The sequence below is a fragment of the Streptomyces sp. NBC_00029 genome (assembly GCF_045160505.1).
Classification (GTDB): Bacteria; Actinomycetota; Actinomycetes; order Streptomycetales; family Streptomycetaceae; genus Streptomyces.
Genome location: NZ_CP108292.1, coordinates 4,029,556 through 4,042,459 on the forward strand (window position 1 = coordinate 4,029,556; position 12,904 = coordinate 4,042,459).

Sequence of the window (12,904 nt, forward strand, 5' to 3'; positions counted from 1 at the left end):
CGGCGTCTAGGTCAGTCTGTGTCCTATTTCGCTGGCAGCCTGGATTCATGACCGACACCCCCGCACGGCTGCTCTCCCTGCTGTCCCTCCTCCAGACCCCGCGCGAATGGCCCGGGAGCGAGCTGGCACAGCGGCTCCGGGTGAGCGCACGGACGATCCGGCGCGACATCGAGCGGCTGCGGGAGCTCGGCTACCCGGTGGAGGCCACGCTCGGCGCCGAGGGCGGGTACCGGCTGGTGGCGGGGGCGGCGATGCCGCCGCTGCTCCTCGACGACGAGGAGGCCGTGGCGATCGCGGTGGGGCTGCGGGCGGGGGCCGGGCACGCGATCGAGGGGGTCGAGGAGGCCTCCGTACGGGCCCTGGCGAAGCTGGAGCAGGTCCTGCCCTCGCGGCTGCGGCACCGGGTGAGCGCGCTGCAGTCGGCCACGATCGCGCTGACGCGGGGGGACGGGGCGAGCGTGGACCCGCGGACGCTGACGGTGATGGCCGGGGCGGTGGCCGGGCCGGAGCGGCTGCGGTTCGCCTACCGGGCGGGGAACGGGGCCGAGACGCGGCGGCTGGTGGAGCCTTACCGGCTGGTGAGCACGGGGAGCCGGTGGTACCTGGTCGCCTACGACCTGGAGCGGGAGGACTGGCGGACCTTCCGGGTGGACCGGGTCGACGAGGCGTTCGCCACGGGAGCCCGGTTCACACGGCGGGAGCTGCCGATGGAGGCGGAGGAGTTCGTGCGGCGGGGGCTGCGGGGCGGGGAGAAGCAGCCCTACCGGGTGGAGGTCGGCTTCGCGGCGGGCCCGGAGGAGCTGCCGGCCTGGCTGCGGGCCGCGGCCCTGCCGGGCGACGGGGAGGAGACCTCGGTGCGCTTCGAGAGCTCGGACGCACCGGAGTGGATGGCGGCGCGGCTCGCCCTGACGGGGCTGCCGTTCACCGTGCGGGAGCCGGCGGAGCTGCGGGCGGCGGCCGGGGCGCTGGCCGCCCGGCTCGCCGGGGCGGTGGCGGGACCTGCCTGACGGGGCACGGACGACCGGGCCATTCCGGTCGGGCGGTCGGGCGTGGTCGGGCGGGGTCGCCCCGGGCCGGGGCAGGAGAGAGCCCCGGCGCCTGGGGGGGGATAGGCACCGGGGCTCGTATGGGGGCGGAGGCTCTCAGGCCACCGCGTCGAAGCCGGTGTCGCGCGCCATCTTCTTCAGCTCCAGCAGCGCGTGCTTCTCGATCTGGCGGATCCGCTCCCGGGTGAGGCCGTGCTGCTTGCCGACCTCCGTCAGGGTCCGCTCCCGGCCGTCGTCGATGCCGTACCGCATCTTGATGATCGACGCGGTGCGCTGGTCGAGCTTGCCCAGCAGGTCCTCCAGCTCCTCGCTGCGCAGCAGCGAGAGCACGGACTGCTCGGGCGAGATCGCAGAGGTGTCCTCCAGGAGGTCACCGAACTGGGTGTCGCCGTCGTCGTCGACCGCCATGTTCAGGCTGACCGGGTCGCGCGCCCAGTCCAGTACGTCTCCCACGCGCTTCTCCGTCGTGTCCAGCTCGGCGGCGATCTCGGCGTGCTCCGGATCGCGGCCGTTCTCCCGGTTGAACTCGCGCTGGACGCGGCGGATCCGGCCGAGCTCCTCGACCAGGTGAACGGGGAGGCGGATAGTGCGGGACTGGTCCGCGATGGACCGGGTGATCGCCTGGCGGATCCACCACGTGGCGTACGTGGAGAACTTGAAGCCCTTGGCGTAGTCGAACTTCTCGACCGCGCGGACCAGGCCCGCGTTGCCCTCCTGGATCAGGTCGAGGAGGGGCAGGCCGCTGCGCGGATAGCGCCGGGCGACGGCCACGACGAGGCGGAGATTGGACCGGATGAAGACTTCCTTGGCGTGCTCGCCCTCGGCGGCCAGCACTTCCAGCTCTTCGCGGGCCGGGGTCTCCCCGTCCCGCTCTATCGCCCCGTCGAGGATCTGCTGGGCATAGACGCCCGCCTCGATGATCTGGGACAGCTCCACTTCCTTGGCGGCATCGAGCAGCGGGGTGCGCGCGATCTCGTCCAGGTACATGCCGACCAGGTCGCGGTCTGCGATCTCCCCGCCCACAGCGCGGGCGCTGCTCGTGGACTGACGACGGGCGACGGCGCGGGTTGCCATGCGTGCTCCCTTGCGAAGTGTTCGGTCGCGGTGCGGCTGGTGGACGCCACGGGGGACGGCTGCCAACCGGTCCGGAACGTCACGGACACTCTCCCGAGTGCCCGCTTCCGAAGGAAACAACGACTGGAATCGGGACAGAATTCCCACGCTGCTCCCTCTTTTTCGAGATCTTGCAGTATCCTGCCCCGCCACGAGAGGGGAGCAAATGCTGCAAGATCTCGAAGAGGTGCAGGTCAGGCCCGGAACGGAGGCCGATCTGGCACCCCTCACGGACCTCTACAACCACTACGTCCGTGAGACCGCCGTCACGTTCGACACGGCCGTCTTCACTCCGGAACAGCGTCGCCCTTGGCTGCACTCCCACCCTGAAGACGGGCCCCACCGGCTTCTGGTTGCTTGGACAGGCGATCGAATGGCCGGATACGCCACGAGTAGCGCATTCCGCCCCAAACCGGCCTACGCCACCTCGGTGGAGGCGAGCGTCTACCTCGCCCCGCACGCGGTCGGCCGGGGCATCGGCACCCTCCTCTACGAGGCGCTCTTCGCGGCCCTGGCCGAGGAGCCCGTGCGCCGCGTGTTCGCCGGGATCGCCCTGCCGAACGAGGCCTCGGTGCGCCTGCACGAGCGCTTCGGCTTCCGCCGGATCGGAGAGTTCACGGAGGCGGGCTGGAAGTTCGACCGGTACTGGGACGTCCGCTGGTACGAGAAGCGGCTGGACCACCACCCGTCCGGGACGTGTTCATCGCTCTGAAGGACGCCGAAGAGCACGCGGCCGAGGACGGCCTCGGGATCGACGCCTCCGGCGTGGAACTGATCGCGGAAGTGGTGTCACCCGGCAAGGACGGCATCGACCGGGACCGCGACCGCAAACGGCGCGCGTACGCCGGGCGGGAGGGCCTGGCCGGCTAGCCGAACTGGAGGGAGCGCTTCGAGAGGCCCATCCAGAAGCCGTCCACCGGGGTGCGGGCCGAGGCCAGGTCGGATTCGGCCGCGCCGAGGGTGACGAACAGCGGGGCGAAGTGTTCCGTGCGGGGGTGGGCCAGGCGGCCCGCCGGGGACTTGTGCTCGAAGTCCAGCAGGGCGTCCACGTCGGACGCGGCCAGGGCCTCACGGCCCCACGCGTCGAACTCCGCCGACCAGCCCGGGACGCCCGGGCCCGTGTGGCGCAGCGCCGCCAGGTTGTGCGTGAAGAAGCCGCTGCCGACGATCAGTACGCCCTCGTCCCGCAGCGGGGCCAGCTTGCGGCCGATGTCCATCAGCCGGGCCGGGTCCAGGGTGGGCAGGGAGATCTGGAGGACCGGGATGTCGGCCTCCGGGTACATCTCCACCAGGGGGACGTACGCCCCGTGGTCCAGGCCGCGGTCCGGGACGTCCTGCACGGGGATGCCCGGGGCCTGCAGCAGCTTGCGGACCGAGGCGGCCAGGTCCGGGGCGCCGGGGGCGTCGTAGCGGACCCCGTAGTAGTGCTCGGGGAAGCCCCAGAAGTCGTACACGAGCGGGACGCGCTCCGTGGCGCCGAGGGCGAGCGGGGCCTCCTCCCAGTGGGCGGAGACCATCAGGATCGCCCGGGGGCGGGGCAGGTCCGCGGACCAGGCGGCGAGCTCGCCGGGCCAGATCGGGTCGTCGGCCAGCGGTGGTGCGCCGTGGCTCAGGTACAGGGCCGGTATGCGGGTCACGACGACGCTCCTCCGCCTAGTTGAAATGCGTACTGAAACAGACTAACCCCGTCTCGTTCAAATTTGAACGAGACGGGGTCATCAGTCATTCCCCGGGGCCCTCGGCCCGGATCAGTGGGCGATCACCGGAACCTTCAGCCCGGCGTCCTCGACGGAGCCGGAGGCCACCGGGCCGCCCGCACCCGGACGGCCGGTGTTGATCAGCGCCAGGGCGATGGCCGAGCTGGCGACCAGGATGCCGACCGCCCACCAGATGGCGGAGGCGTAGCCCTCGACCATGGCCTGCGCCTGGATCAGCTGCCCGGCCGGACCGCCCGCCGCGGCCTCGGCCGCGTGGTCGGTCAGGTAGGCGGTGGTCGCCGAGGCGGCGATGGTGTTCAGCAGCGCGGTGCCGATGGCGCCGCCGACCTGCTGCGAGGTGTTGACCATGGCGGAGGCGACACCGGCGTCGGCCGGGTTCACCCCGTGCGTGGCCAGGGACATCGCCGGCATGAACGCCGTGCCCATGCCGAGGCCGAGCAGCAGCTGCGCCGGCAGGATCAGCGCCGGGTAAGAGGACCCGACCTCCAGCTGGGTCAGCAGCAGCATGCCGAGGGCGGCGACCAGGAAGCCCGGACCCATGAGCAGGCGCGGCGGAACCCGGGTCATCAGACGGGCGCCGATCTGGGTGGAGCCCGTGATCATGCCCGCGATCATCGGCAGGAAGGCGAAGCCGGTCTTGACGGGCGAGAAGCCCTTCACGATCTGCAGGTAGTAGGTGAGGAAGAGGAACAGGCCGAACATCGAGATGACGGCGAGGCCGAGCGAGAGGTAGACACCGCCGCGGTTGCGCTCCAGCAGGACGCGCAGCGGCAGCAGCGGGGACTTCACCCGGGACTCGACGAGGACGAAGGAGGCCAGCAGCAGCGCCGAGGCGACGAACATGGTGACCGTCAGGGCGTCCGACCAGCCGGCCGACTCGGCGCGGGTGAAGCCGTACACGAGGGCGACAAGACCGGTGGTGGACAGGATCACGCCCGGGATGTCGAGCGGCGCGCGGTTGCGGGACCCGGCGTGCTCGCGGATGACCATCCAGGCGCCCACGGCCGCGACGATCGCGAAGGGGATGTTGACGAAGAAGGTCCAGCGCCAGTTGAGGTACTCGGTCAGGAACCCGCCGAGGATCAGGCCGACGGCGCCGCCGCCGCCCGCGATCGCGCCGTAGATGCCGAAGGCCTTGGCGCGCTCCTTGGCGTCGGTGAACATGACCGCGAGCAGCGACAGGGCCGCCGGGGCGAGCAGTGCGCCGAACGCACCCTGGAGGGCGCGGGCGCCGAGCATCATGGCCTCGCCGTTCGCGGCACCGCCGAGCGCGGAGGCCAGGGCGAAGCCGATGAGGCCGACGACGAAGGCGTTCTTACGGCCCCACTTGTCGGCGATGCGGCCGCCGAAGAGGAGCAGTCCGCCGAAGGCCAGCGCGTACGCGGTGATGACCCACTGGCGGTTTCCGTCCGAGATGCCGAGATCGGTCTGGGCGGAGGGGAGGGCGATGTTCACGATGGTCGCGTCGAGGACGACCATCAGCTGGGCCAGGGCTATGAAGACGAGTGCCTTCCAGCGGCTGGGGTCGGCAGCCGGCGCGAGGCTCGCGGCTGTTTTTGGCATGGGGGTACCCACTTCACTGTGCGGAATGACTGAAAGAGGCTAGTTGTAGAGCTTTGTGCGGGTCACATGGTTTTCTGCCGCAGGTCGTCCAGGGTGGCCGCCGAACCCGGGAGCTCGGAGCGGGCCGGGGCCCTCAATCCGTCGAGGAAGAGCTGGAGATGACGGTGGGCGAAGCGGTCGGTGTCGAGGCACGCGGTGCCGGGGAGGGGGCGGCTGAGCTGGGACAGGGCGACCATCAGATCGCCGACGCCGATGTCCGCGCGGACCAGTCCGGCGTCCTGGCCGGTGGCCAGCAGGGTCACGACGGCCGCCTCCAAGGCGGTACCCGCCGCGAGCAGTTCGGGGTGTTCGCCGTCGAAGCCGTCGGAGAGCATCGGGCACAGGGCGCCGATCCGCTCGTCCGCGGCCTCGTGCGTGAACCGGCACAGGGCGGCGAAGGCGTCGGGTTCCTCGGCGAGGGAGGCCTCGGCCGAGGCCGTCACGCGGGCCATCGTGAACAGCACGACGTGGTGGACGAGGGTGGGGCGGTCGGGGAAGTGCCGGTAGAGCGTGGCATTGCCGATGCCGGCCCGGCGGGCGACCTCGTCGAAGGGGGCCGCGGAGCCGAACTCGACGAAGGCCTCGCGGGCCGCCGTCAGGATCCGCTCCCGGTTGCGTACGGCGTCGGCGCGCGGGCGCGGGACGTCGGCCGCGGGCAGTCGGGCCGGCGTCGGCGCCGGTGATGCCTGCACGGGCGCCCGGGCCGGCGCCTGGACCTGCGGCTGCGCCTGAGCCCTGGCCCGTGCCGGGTCCGCGTCCGGCTCGACTGCGGGGCGGGCCGCCGTGGCGGTGCTGGTGGGGCGCTTCATTCCGGGGCCTCCCTGGCGCGGACTCGCGGGCTCGTGGTGCGGACGGCGCGACCGCCCGCCCAAACGGGGAGCCGCTCCCCGCTTAGCGGGACTCACATGCAAACGGGGATCCGGTCCCCGGTTATTTCACTCGCCCGTGTGACCTGAGCCACAAGCCGGTCCACGTTCGGCCTCTCTCGACGCGCGGGCGCGGCGCGCCCGGCGGAGTGTGATCGGACAGAGCGCAGACCGGGTAGGGCCGGCTGCCGCGGACCCGAAGGCGATCTCCATGCCGCAGACCCGCCACCGGATACGCACACCACGCCGCACCAGCGCGTACATCGGCCTGACCGCGCTGGCCCTCGGCGTCACGACGACCGCGAGCACGGGCATATCCGGGCGCGGCAACCCGGCGGCCGGAGCGGTGGCCACGACCGTCGAATCGGCTCTCGCGCCCTGCCGGATCGCGGGCACCATGGGGGTGCAGATGTCCGAGGGCATGCCGACGCCGCCCGGGTACTCCCGCTCGACCGGCGAGATCCGGGCCCTGAACCTGATGATCGATTTCCCCGACGCCAAGGGCGAGGGCACGGCCGCCGACCGGATGGCCGAGTTCTTCCCCCAGACGGCCGACTGGTTCCGCACCAGCTCCTACGGCCGGCTGGCCTACCGGGCCGAGGCACCGATAAGCGGCTGGCTGCGGATGCCGATGCCCTTCGCGGCGTACGGGATCGAGCGCGGGTCCGCGTACGAGCCGGGCTACCGGCAGCTCGTCGAGCACATAGCGAAGGCCGCCGACCCCGAGGTGGACTTCAGCCGGTACGACCTGATCAACATCCTGGTCACGCCGAACGCCGGGCCGTCCGCCCTGGACACCGTCCTGTCGGTGACCTTCTCGGGCAACGGCGAGGCGCCGGTCGCCGACGGGGTGCCGCTGGCCAACACGTCCTTCGTCTACAGCCGTCAGGACGACGGCTCCGGCACCTACCGGGAGACCGGCTACCGGGTGCTCCCCCACGAGAACGGGCACGTCTTCGGACTGCCGGACCTCTACACCTCCGACGGCGGGAGCACGGTCGGGCACTGGGACATCATGAGCGAGGACTGGGGTGCCAACAACGACCTCATGGGCTGGCACAAGTGGAAGCTGGGCTGGCTGGACAGCACGCAGATCAGCTGCGCGTCCAAGCCGGGGACCAGCGACCACACCCTGGCCCCGCTGGGGATACGGGGCGGCACCAAGCTGGCCTTCGTACCGCTGTCGGAGAGCGTCGGGTACGCGGTGGAGGTACGGACCCGGGCCGGGAACGACGAGGCCGTCTGCAAGCCCGGCGTCCTCATCTACAAGGTGGACTCCGACGTGGACACCGGACACGGCCCGATATCCGTGTCGGACAGCGCGACCGCGAGCGGCGGCTGCACCCGGCGGCCCAACGTGCACGCGGAGCTCTCGGACGCGCCGTTCCGGCCGGGCGAGACGTTCACCGACGAGAAGGCGGGCATCAGCGTGTCCGTGGTGGGTGAACTGCGCAACGGCAGTTACCAGGTCCGTATCATCCGGCCGTGAGGGCGGGCCGGGTGGGGACGGGCTCCGGGCCGGAGTCACGCGCGGCGTGGCTCCGGCCCTTTCGTGTGCGCGCCTGCGCCGCCGGGCGCGCGCAGGCGCCCCGGGCGCCCCGCGTCCGGTCAGCTCTCCGCGAGCGCCCGGCGCAGGACGTCCACGACCGTGGGGCGGTGCTCGTCGGCCAGCAGGAAGAAGTGGTCGCCGTCGAAACGGCGCACCGAGCAGCTGCCCGACGTATGAGCGGCCCAGCCGTCGAGCGGCTCGTGCGGGACCAGCGGATCGGCCGTGCCGCCCAGCGCGTGCAGGGGCACGTCGAGCCGTACGTCCTCGAACCCCACGGCGGCCTCCCGGCCGAGCTCGATGTCGGCCCGCAGGACGCGCGTCACGTGGGCCAGCATGTCCGGATCGTGCAGCACCCACTCCGGCGTGCCCCCGCCGTCGCGCAGCAGCTGGACGGCGTCCTCCTCGGTGGTGGTCCCATGGGCCCGGCGCGGGGTCCGGCCGGGTACCTGCCCACTGACGACGGCCGCCCGGCAGTGCGGGCCGAGCAGGCGCGCGGCCCGCACGGCGAGGAGCGCGCCGAGGCTGTGCCCGAAGACCACCGTGGGCAGCGGGGCACGGCCGAGCACCTCGTCGGAGACGGAGTCCAGGACCTGGCCGAGCCGGCAGCCGGGCGGCTCGCCGAAGCGGCGCTCCCGCCCCGGCAGGGACAGCCCGAGCACCTCCACGTGCTCGGGCAGCGACCCGACCACGGGGAACAGGGTGTTGGGGCCGGCCCCGGAATGCGGGAAGACCAGCAGCCGCGCCCGGGGCGCGACCGCCGGCTCCCGCAGCCGGAGCTGCGGCCACCACGGCACGGCGGAGGATGTCGTCGTCATCGGTCCCTGGCCCCCGGTCACGGGCAGTTGATGATCTGGCCGGCGTAGGACAGGCCCCCGCCGAACGCGAAGAGCAGGACGGGCGAGCCCTTGCGGATCTCACCCCGCTCGATGAGCTTGGACAGCGCGAGCGGGATGCTCGCCGCCGAGGTGTTGCCCGAGTCGACGACGTCCTTGGCTATGACGGCGTTGACCGCACCGATCTTGCGCGCGAGGGGCTCGATGATCCGCAGGTTGGCCTGGTGCAGGACGACGCCGCCCAGTTCCTCGGGCTTCACCCCGGCCCGCTCGCAGACCTCGAGCGCCACTTTCGGCAGGGCCGTGGTGGCCCAGCGGTAGACCGACTGCCCCTCCTGGGCGAAGGTGTGGGACGGCGCCTCGATCCGCACGGCCCCGCCCATCCCGGGAACGGACCCCCACACGACCGGGCTGATCTCCGGCTCCTCGGAGGCGGCCACGACGGCCGCGCCCGCACCGTCGCCGATGAGCACGCAGGTGGTGCGGTCGGTCCAGTCGGCGAAGTCGGTGAGCTTCTCCACGCCGATGACCAGGGCCTTCGTGGCGGAACCCGTCCTGATGCTCTGGTCGGCCAGTGCCATGGCGTGCGGGAATCCGGAGCAGGCGGTGTTCACGTCGATGGCGGCGGGAGCCTGCGCCCCGACCGCGGCGGCGACCCGGGCCGCCATGTTGGGCGAACGGTCCTGGGCCGTGCAGGTGGCCACGATGACGAAATCGATGTCCGCCCCGGTGAGCCCGGCGTTGGCCAGAGCGTGCTCGGCGGCCTTCGTGGCCATGTCCGAAACGGACTCGTCCTCGGCCGCCACCCGACGCGTCTTGATCCCGACCCGGCTCTGAATCCACTCGTCGCTGGTCTCGACCATCTGCTCCAGATCGGCGTTGGTCATGACCCTTGACGGCTGATAGTGCCCGAAGGAAAGGACACGCGACCCGACCATCAGTGTTCTCCTCGCTCCATGGACCCCTGTTCGGATCCGGACTGACCCTTGGTCAGCCTATGCAGGGGGCCGCCCGCGCCCGGGCGGCTTTCACAAGTACGCGGCCCCGCCGGGCCCGCCACGCATCAGCCCTCGGCCCGCTGGAGGCCGTCGCGGAGCGGTGACGGCACCGGGTCCGGGTCCGGACCACTGCGCGACGAGTGTTGCTTAGACAACATCTGTTCATTAACCTCCAGGCATGCGAATCGAGATCTGGGCAGACGTGGTCTGCGCCTGGGCCTACATCGGCAAGCGGCGGCTGGAGACGGCCCTGGCGGACTGGGACGGCGAGCCGGTGGAGGTGGTCTGGCGGCCGTTCCGGATCGACCCCATGGCTCCGGCCGAGTCCCTCCCCATGGCCGAGGTCCTCAAGGACCCGGTGGTGGACTCGGCCCTCCAGCAGTGCGCACCCGGAATGTCGCCCACCGAGAACCGGGTGCGCGTCTCGGAGATCGCGGCCGCCGAAGGGCTGGGGCCGCGCTGGGGCGCCGCCTGGCGCGCCAACCCCCATGACGCCCACCGGCTGATCGCCCTCGCCCACGAGAAGGGAGGCTCCGCTCTCCAGGACGCGGTGGTGGAGGAGGTTCTGCGGGCCCACTTCGTCGACGGCCGTGACCTTGCCCTGACGGAGACCCTCGCCGACATCTCCGCACGGGCCGGCTTCCCCGAGGGGCCGGCGCTGCTGGCCTCCGGGGGCGGCGAGACCCCGGTGCGCGAACTGCTGCTGCGCGGAAAGGCGATCGGGGTGAAGACCTCCCCGACCCTGGTCGTGAACGGCGAGGCCCTGGCCGGCGCCCACGCCCCCGAGGTCATCACCGGTCTGCTGCAGGGCGCGTCGGGCGCATCCGTACGTGAACTCCCCGAGGAGGTCGAGCGCTTCCGCCACTGCGAGGCCCTCCTCGACCTCGGTGACCCCCTCGGGTGCCTCACCCTGCTGGGACCCCTGGCGCAGGCGCACGAGAACGACCGGAACGTCCGCCTGCTGGCCGCCCGCGCCTACTTCCACTCGGCCCAGCTGGGCCGCGCCCGCACCGCCCTGGAGTCCCTGGCCGCCGAGACTCCGGACGACTCGTATGTCCGGCTGATGCTGGGACGCGTACTGGAGCGGCAGGGCCTGGGCGCCGAGGCCGCCCCGCACCTGCGCATGGCAGCGGCCATGACCCCCACGTACGAGCCCTGAGCGGACCGGACTCCGCACACAGCAACGACGGGCGCGAGGTCCGGGCCGGGTGACCCGGCCCGGACCTCGCGCCCGTCGTTGCCGCCTCAGAGGCGCTCGATAATGGTGACGTTGGCCTGACCGCCCCCCTCGCACATCGTCTGCAGTCCATAACGGCCGCCGGTGCGCTCCAGGTGGTGGAGCATCGTCGTCATCAGGCGGGCCCCGGTCGCACCGAGGGGATGGCCGAGGGCGATGGCTCCGCCGACCGGATTGACCCGCTGCGGGTCGATGGCGATCTCCCGCTGCCACGCGAGGACGACGGGGGCGAACGCCTCGTTGATCTCCACCGCGTCGATGTCGCCCTCGGTCAGGCCGGCGTCCTTCAGCGCCTTGCGGGTCCCCGGGATGGGGGCGCTGAGCATCATGATCGGGTCGTCGCCCACCACGGTCATCCGGCGTATGCGGGCGCGGGGGGTGAGGCCGTGCTCACGTACGGCCTGCTCCGAGGCGATCAGCAGGGCGGCTGCGCCGTCGGATATCTGTGAGGAGGTCGCGGCCGTCAGCCGGCCGCCGGGAGCCAGCGCCTTCAGCCCGGCCATGGAGGCGAGGGTGGTGTCGCGGCGCGGCCCCTCGTCGACGGCAAGGGCGGTCTCGCCGTCGTCGTACGGTGCGATCTCGCGCTCGAACCATCCGGAGTCGACCGCGCGCGCGGCCCGCTGGTGGCTGCGCAGCGCGAACCCCTCCATCTCCTCCCGGGTGATGTCCCAGTGACGGGCCATCATCTCGGCCGCGTGGAACTGGCTCACCGTCCGGTCGCCGTACCGCTTGCGCCAGCCGCGGGAGCCCGAGTAGGGATCGGCGTGGCCGAACTGGGGGCCCACGAGGGCGGCGGCGGTCAGGGGGATCTGCGACATGTTCTGCACCCCGCCCGCCACCACGAGGCCGGAGAGACCGCTCATCACGGCCTGCGCGGCGAAGTGCACGGCCTGCTGCGAGGAGCCGCACTGGCGGTCGATGGTCACACCGGGGACGGACTCGGGCAGGCCGGCCGCCAGCCAACTCGTGCGCGCTATGTCGCCCGACTGCGAACCCAGTTGGTCCAGGCAGCCGAAGACCACGTCGTCGACGGCGGCGGGATCGATGCCGGTCCGGTCCATCAGGGCGCCCAGCACGTGGGCCCCCAGGTCGGCGGAGTGGACGCCGGCCAGCGAACCGTTCCGGCGGCCGACCGGCGTACGCACCGCTTCGACGATGTACGCCTCGGATGTCGTGCTCATCGTTTCCTCGTTCCTAGTCACTGGGCACCTTGCGGGCCGACTGTACGACATGTGTCGCTTAACTGACAGGTGTTGCTTTACTCGCCCCGGCGATGGAAACTGGCCCCATGCCGAACATCTCGAACACCAGAGGCGCCTCGCGCGACCCTCGCGCCAGACGGACCAGGGCCCTCCTGCGGGCGGCCGTCCTGGAACTCTCGATGGAGAAGGACCTGGACGGCATCACCATGAGTGACATCGCGGAGCGGGCGGAGGTGAACCGGGCAACGGTCTACCTGCACTACAAGGACCGCGAGGACCTGCTGCTCGACGCCACGGAGAGCACCATGGAGGGCATCGTCGACGCGGCGAGCGCCTGCCGCCTGCTGGCCGACGCGCACACCCTGTCCGAGGAGACCCCGGTCCACCTCGTCAAGCTGTTCGCCCACGTCGACCGGCACCGGGCCGTCTACCGCCAGATGCTCGGCGAGGACGGCAGCTCCCGCTTTGCCGGCCGCCTCGAACGGCTCCTCGCCCAGGCGTGGTTCGAGCAGCTGCTCACCGAGGCGGCGCCGGGCAGCTTCGACGAGACGGCCACCCTGGTGCACGCCCACTTCCTCAGCGGCGCGGTCCTCTCGGTCATCGGCCGCTGGACCCGCGGCGAACTCGACACGACGGCACACGACACCACCGCGAAGACGGGGACGAGCGGCATGAGCGCAGAGCGCATCGCCGAACTGACCTGGACCCTCATCCACGGCAAGGTCTGACCATGGGCGAGA

General features: G+C 71.9%; 13 protein-coding genes. 6 read left to right on the forward strand and 7 right to left on the reverse strand.

Annotated features, from left to right (window positions below; all coding sequences use genetic code 11):
• Positions 1-47: 47 nt before the first annotated feature.
• Positions 48-1,007: a helix-turn-helix transcriptional regulator gene (locus OG753_RS18865; protein WP_405789291.1), complete on the forward strand. Its 960-nt coding sequence runs from the start codon at positions 48-50 to the stop codon at positions 1,005-1,007.
• Positions 1,008-1,142: 135 nt separating this feature from the next.
• On the opposite strand, the gene OG753_RS18870 is transcribed toward OG753_RS18865, so the two are convergent.
• A complete protein-coding gene (locus OG753_RS18870) occupies positions 1,143-2,120 on the reverse strand; it encodes an RNA polymerase sigma factor RpoD/SigA (RefSeq protein WP_383199753.1) in 978 nt (325 codons plus the stop codon).
• Between the two features lie 205 nt (positions 2,121-2,325).
• Here OG753_RS18870 and OG753_RS18875 point away from each other — a divergent pair, with 205 nt between their 5' ends.
• Together OG753_RS18875 and OG753_RS18880 are read left to right on the forward strand one after the other, a co-directional pair.
• The gene (locus OG753_RS18875) at positions 2,326-2,871 is read left to right on the forward strand and encodes an N-acetyltransferase family protein (protein ID WP_327262932.1); all 546 of its coding nucleotides are present in this window, start codon (positions 2,326-2,328) and stop codon (positions 2,869-2,871) included.
• Positions 2,856-3,029, forward strand: a complete 174-nt coding sequence (locus OG753_RS18880) for a hypothetical protein (protein ID WP_327262933.1) — start codon at positions 2,856-2,858, stop codon at positions 3,027-3,029. Before OG753_RS18875 ends, OG753_RS18880 begins: the two co-directional genes overlap by 16 nt.
• Here the strand turns inward: OG753_RS18880 and OG753_RS18885 are convergent.
• From OG753_RS18885 to OG753_RS18895, 3 genes are all read right to left on the reverse strand, one after another.
• Positions 3,026-3,787 (reverse strand): dioxygenase, encoded by a 762-nt coding sequence (locus OG753_RS18885; RefSeq protein WP_405792717.1) that lies wholly within the window; start codon positions 3,785-3,787, stop codon positions 3,026-3,028. The genes OG753_RS18880 and OG753_RS18885 overlap by 4 nt on opposite strands.
• Before the next feature lie 120 nt (positions 3,788-3,907).
• The gene (locus OG753_RS18890; protein WP_405789293.1) at positions 3,908-5,440 is read right to left on the reverse strand and encodes an MFS transporter; all 1,533 of its coding nucleotides are present in this window, start codon (positions 5,438-5,440) and stop codon (positions 3,908-3,910) included.
• A 62-nt stretch (positions 5,441-5,502) separates the two neighbouring features.
• Positions 5,503-6,288: a TetR family transcriptional regulator gene (locus OG753_RS18895; RefSeq protein WP_405789294.1), complete on the reverse strand. Its 786-nt coding sequence runs from the start codon at positions 6,286-6,288 to the stop codon at positions 5,503-5,505.
• A gap of 268 nt (positions 6,289-6,556) precedes the next feature.
• On the opposite strand from OG753_RS18895, the gene OG753_RS18900 reads away from it, so the two are divergent.
• On the forward strand, positions 6,557-7,834 hold the full coding sequence (locus OG753_RS18900; RefSeq protein WP_327262936.1) for a M6 family metalloprotease domain-containing protein: 1,278 nt from the start codon (positions 6,557-6,559) through the stop codon (positions 7,832-7,834).
• 119 nt (positions 7,835-7,953) lie between these two features.
• On the opposite strand, the gene OG753_RS18905 is transcribed toward OG753_RS18900, so the two are convergent.
• Both OG753_RS18905 and OG753_RS18910 read right to left on the reverse strand, forming a co-directional pair.
• On the reverse strand, positions 7,954-8,709 hold the full coding sequence (locus OG753_RS18905; RefSeq protein ID WP_327262937.1) for an alpha/beta fold hydrolase: 756 nt from the start codon (positions 8,707-8,709) through the stop codon (positions 7,954-7,956).
• A 17-nt stretch (positions 8,710-8,726) separates the two neighbouring features.
• Positions 8,727-9,665 (reverse strand): beta-ketoacyl-ACP synthase III, encoded by a 939-nt coding sequence (locus OG753_RS18910; protein ID WP_327262938.1) that lies wholly within the window; start codon positions 9,663-9,665, stop codon positions 8,727-8,729.
• Positions 9,666-9,903: 238 nt separating this feature from the next.
• On the opposite strand from OG753_RS18910, the gene OG753_RS18915 reads away from it, so the two are divergent.
• Complete coding sequence (locus OG753_RS18915) at positions 9,904-10,884, forward strand: DsbA family protein (protein ID WP_405789297.1); 981 nt, start codon at positions 9,904-9,906, stop codon at positions 10,882-10,884.
• A gap of 86 nt (positions 10,885-10,970) precedes the next feature.
• Here the strand turns inward: OG753_RS18915 and OG753_RS18920 are convergent, their stop codons facing one another.
• The gene (locus tag OG753_RS18920; RefSeq protein ID WP_405789298.1) at positions 10,971-12,143 is read right to left on the reverse strand and encodes an acetyl-CoA C-acetyltransferase; all 1,173 of its coding nucleotides are present in this window, start codon (positions 12,141-12,143) and stop codon (positions 10,971-10,973) included.
• A 107-nt stretch (positions 12,144-12,250) separates the two neighbouring features.
• On the opposite strand from OG753_RS18920, the gene OG753_RS18925 reads away from it, so the two are divergent.
• Positions 12,251-12,892 carry a TetR/AcrR family transcriptional regulator gene (locus tag OG753_RS18925; RefSeq protein ID WP_401278691.1) on the forward strand — a complete coding sequence of 214 codons (642 nt, stop codon included), beginning with the start codon at positions 12,251-12,253 and terminating at the stop codon, positions 12,890-12,892.
• Positions 12,893-12,904 lie beyond the last annotated feature (12 nt).

Excerpts from the sequence above, each read along its gene's own strand:
- OG753_RS18865 (WP_405789291.1), top strand. The coding sequence starts at position 48 with ATGACCGACACCCCCGCACGGCTGCTCTCCCTGCTGTCCCTCCTCCAG.
- OG753_RS18870 (WP_383199753.1), bottom strand. The coding sequence starts at position 2,120 with ATGGCAACCCGCGCCGTCGCCCGTCGTCAGTCCACGAGCAGCGCCCGC.
- OG753_RS18875 (WP_327262932.1), top strand. The coding sequence starts at position 2,326 with ATGCTGCAAGATCTCGAAGAGGTGCAGGTCAGGCCCGGAACGGAGGCC.
- OG753_RS18890 (WP_405789293.1), bottom strand. The coding sequence starts at position 5,440 with ATGCCAAAAACAGCCGCGAGCCTCGCGCCGGCTGCCGACCCCAGCCGC.
- OG753_RS18895 (WP_405789294.1), bottom strand. The coding sequence starts at position 6,288 with ATGAAGCGCCCCACCAGCACCGCCACGGCGGCCCGCCCCGCAGTCGAG.
- OG753_RS18900 (WP_327262936.1), top strand. The coding sequence starts at position 6,557 with ATGCCGCAGACCCGCCACCGGATACGCACACCACGCCGCACCAGCGCG.
- OG753_RS18905 (WP_327262937.1), bottom strand. The coding sequence starts at position 8,709 with ATGACGACGACATCCTCCGCCGTGCCGTGGTGGCCGCAGCTCCGGCTG.
- OG753_RS18910 (WP_327262938.1), bottom strand. The coding sequence starts at position 9,665 with ATGGTCGGGTCGCGTGTCCTTTCCTTCGGGCACTATCAGCCGTCAAGG.
- OG753_RS18915 (WP_405789297.1), top strand. The coding sequence starts at position 9,904 with ATGCGAATCGAGATCTGGGCAGACGTGGTCTGCGCCTGGGCCTACATC.
- OG753_RS18920 (WP_405789298.1), bottom strand. The coding sequence starts at position 12,143 with ATGAGCACGACATCCGAGGCGTACATCGTCGAAGCGGTGCGTACGCCG.
- OG753_RS18925 (WP_401278691.1), top strand. The coding sequence starts at position 12,251 with ATGCCGAACATCTCGAACACCAGAGGCGCCTCGCGCGACCCTCGCGCC.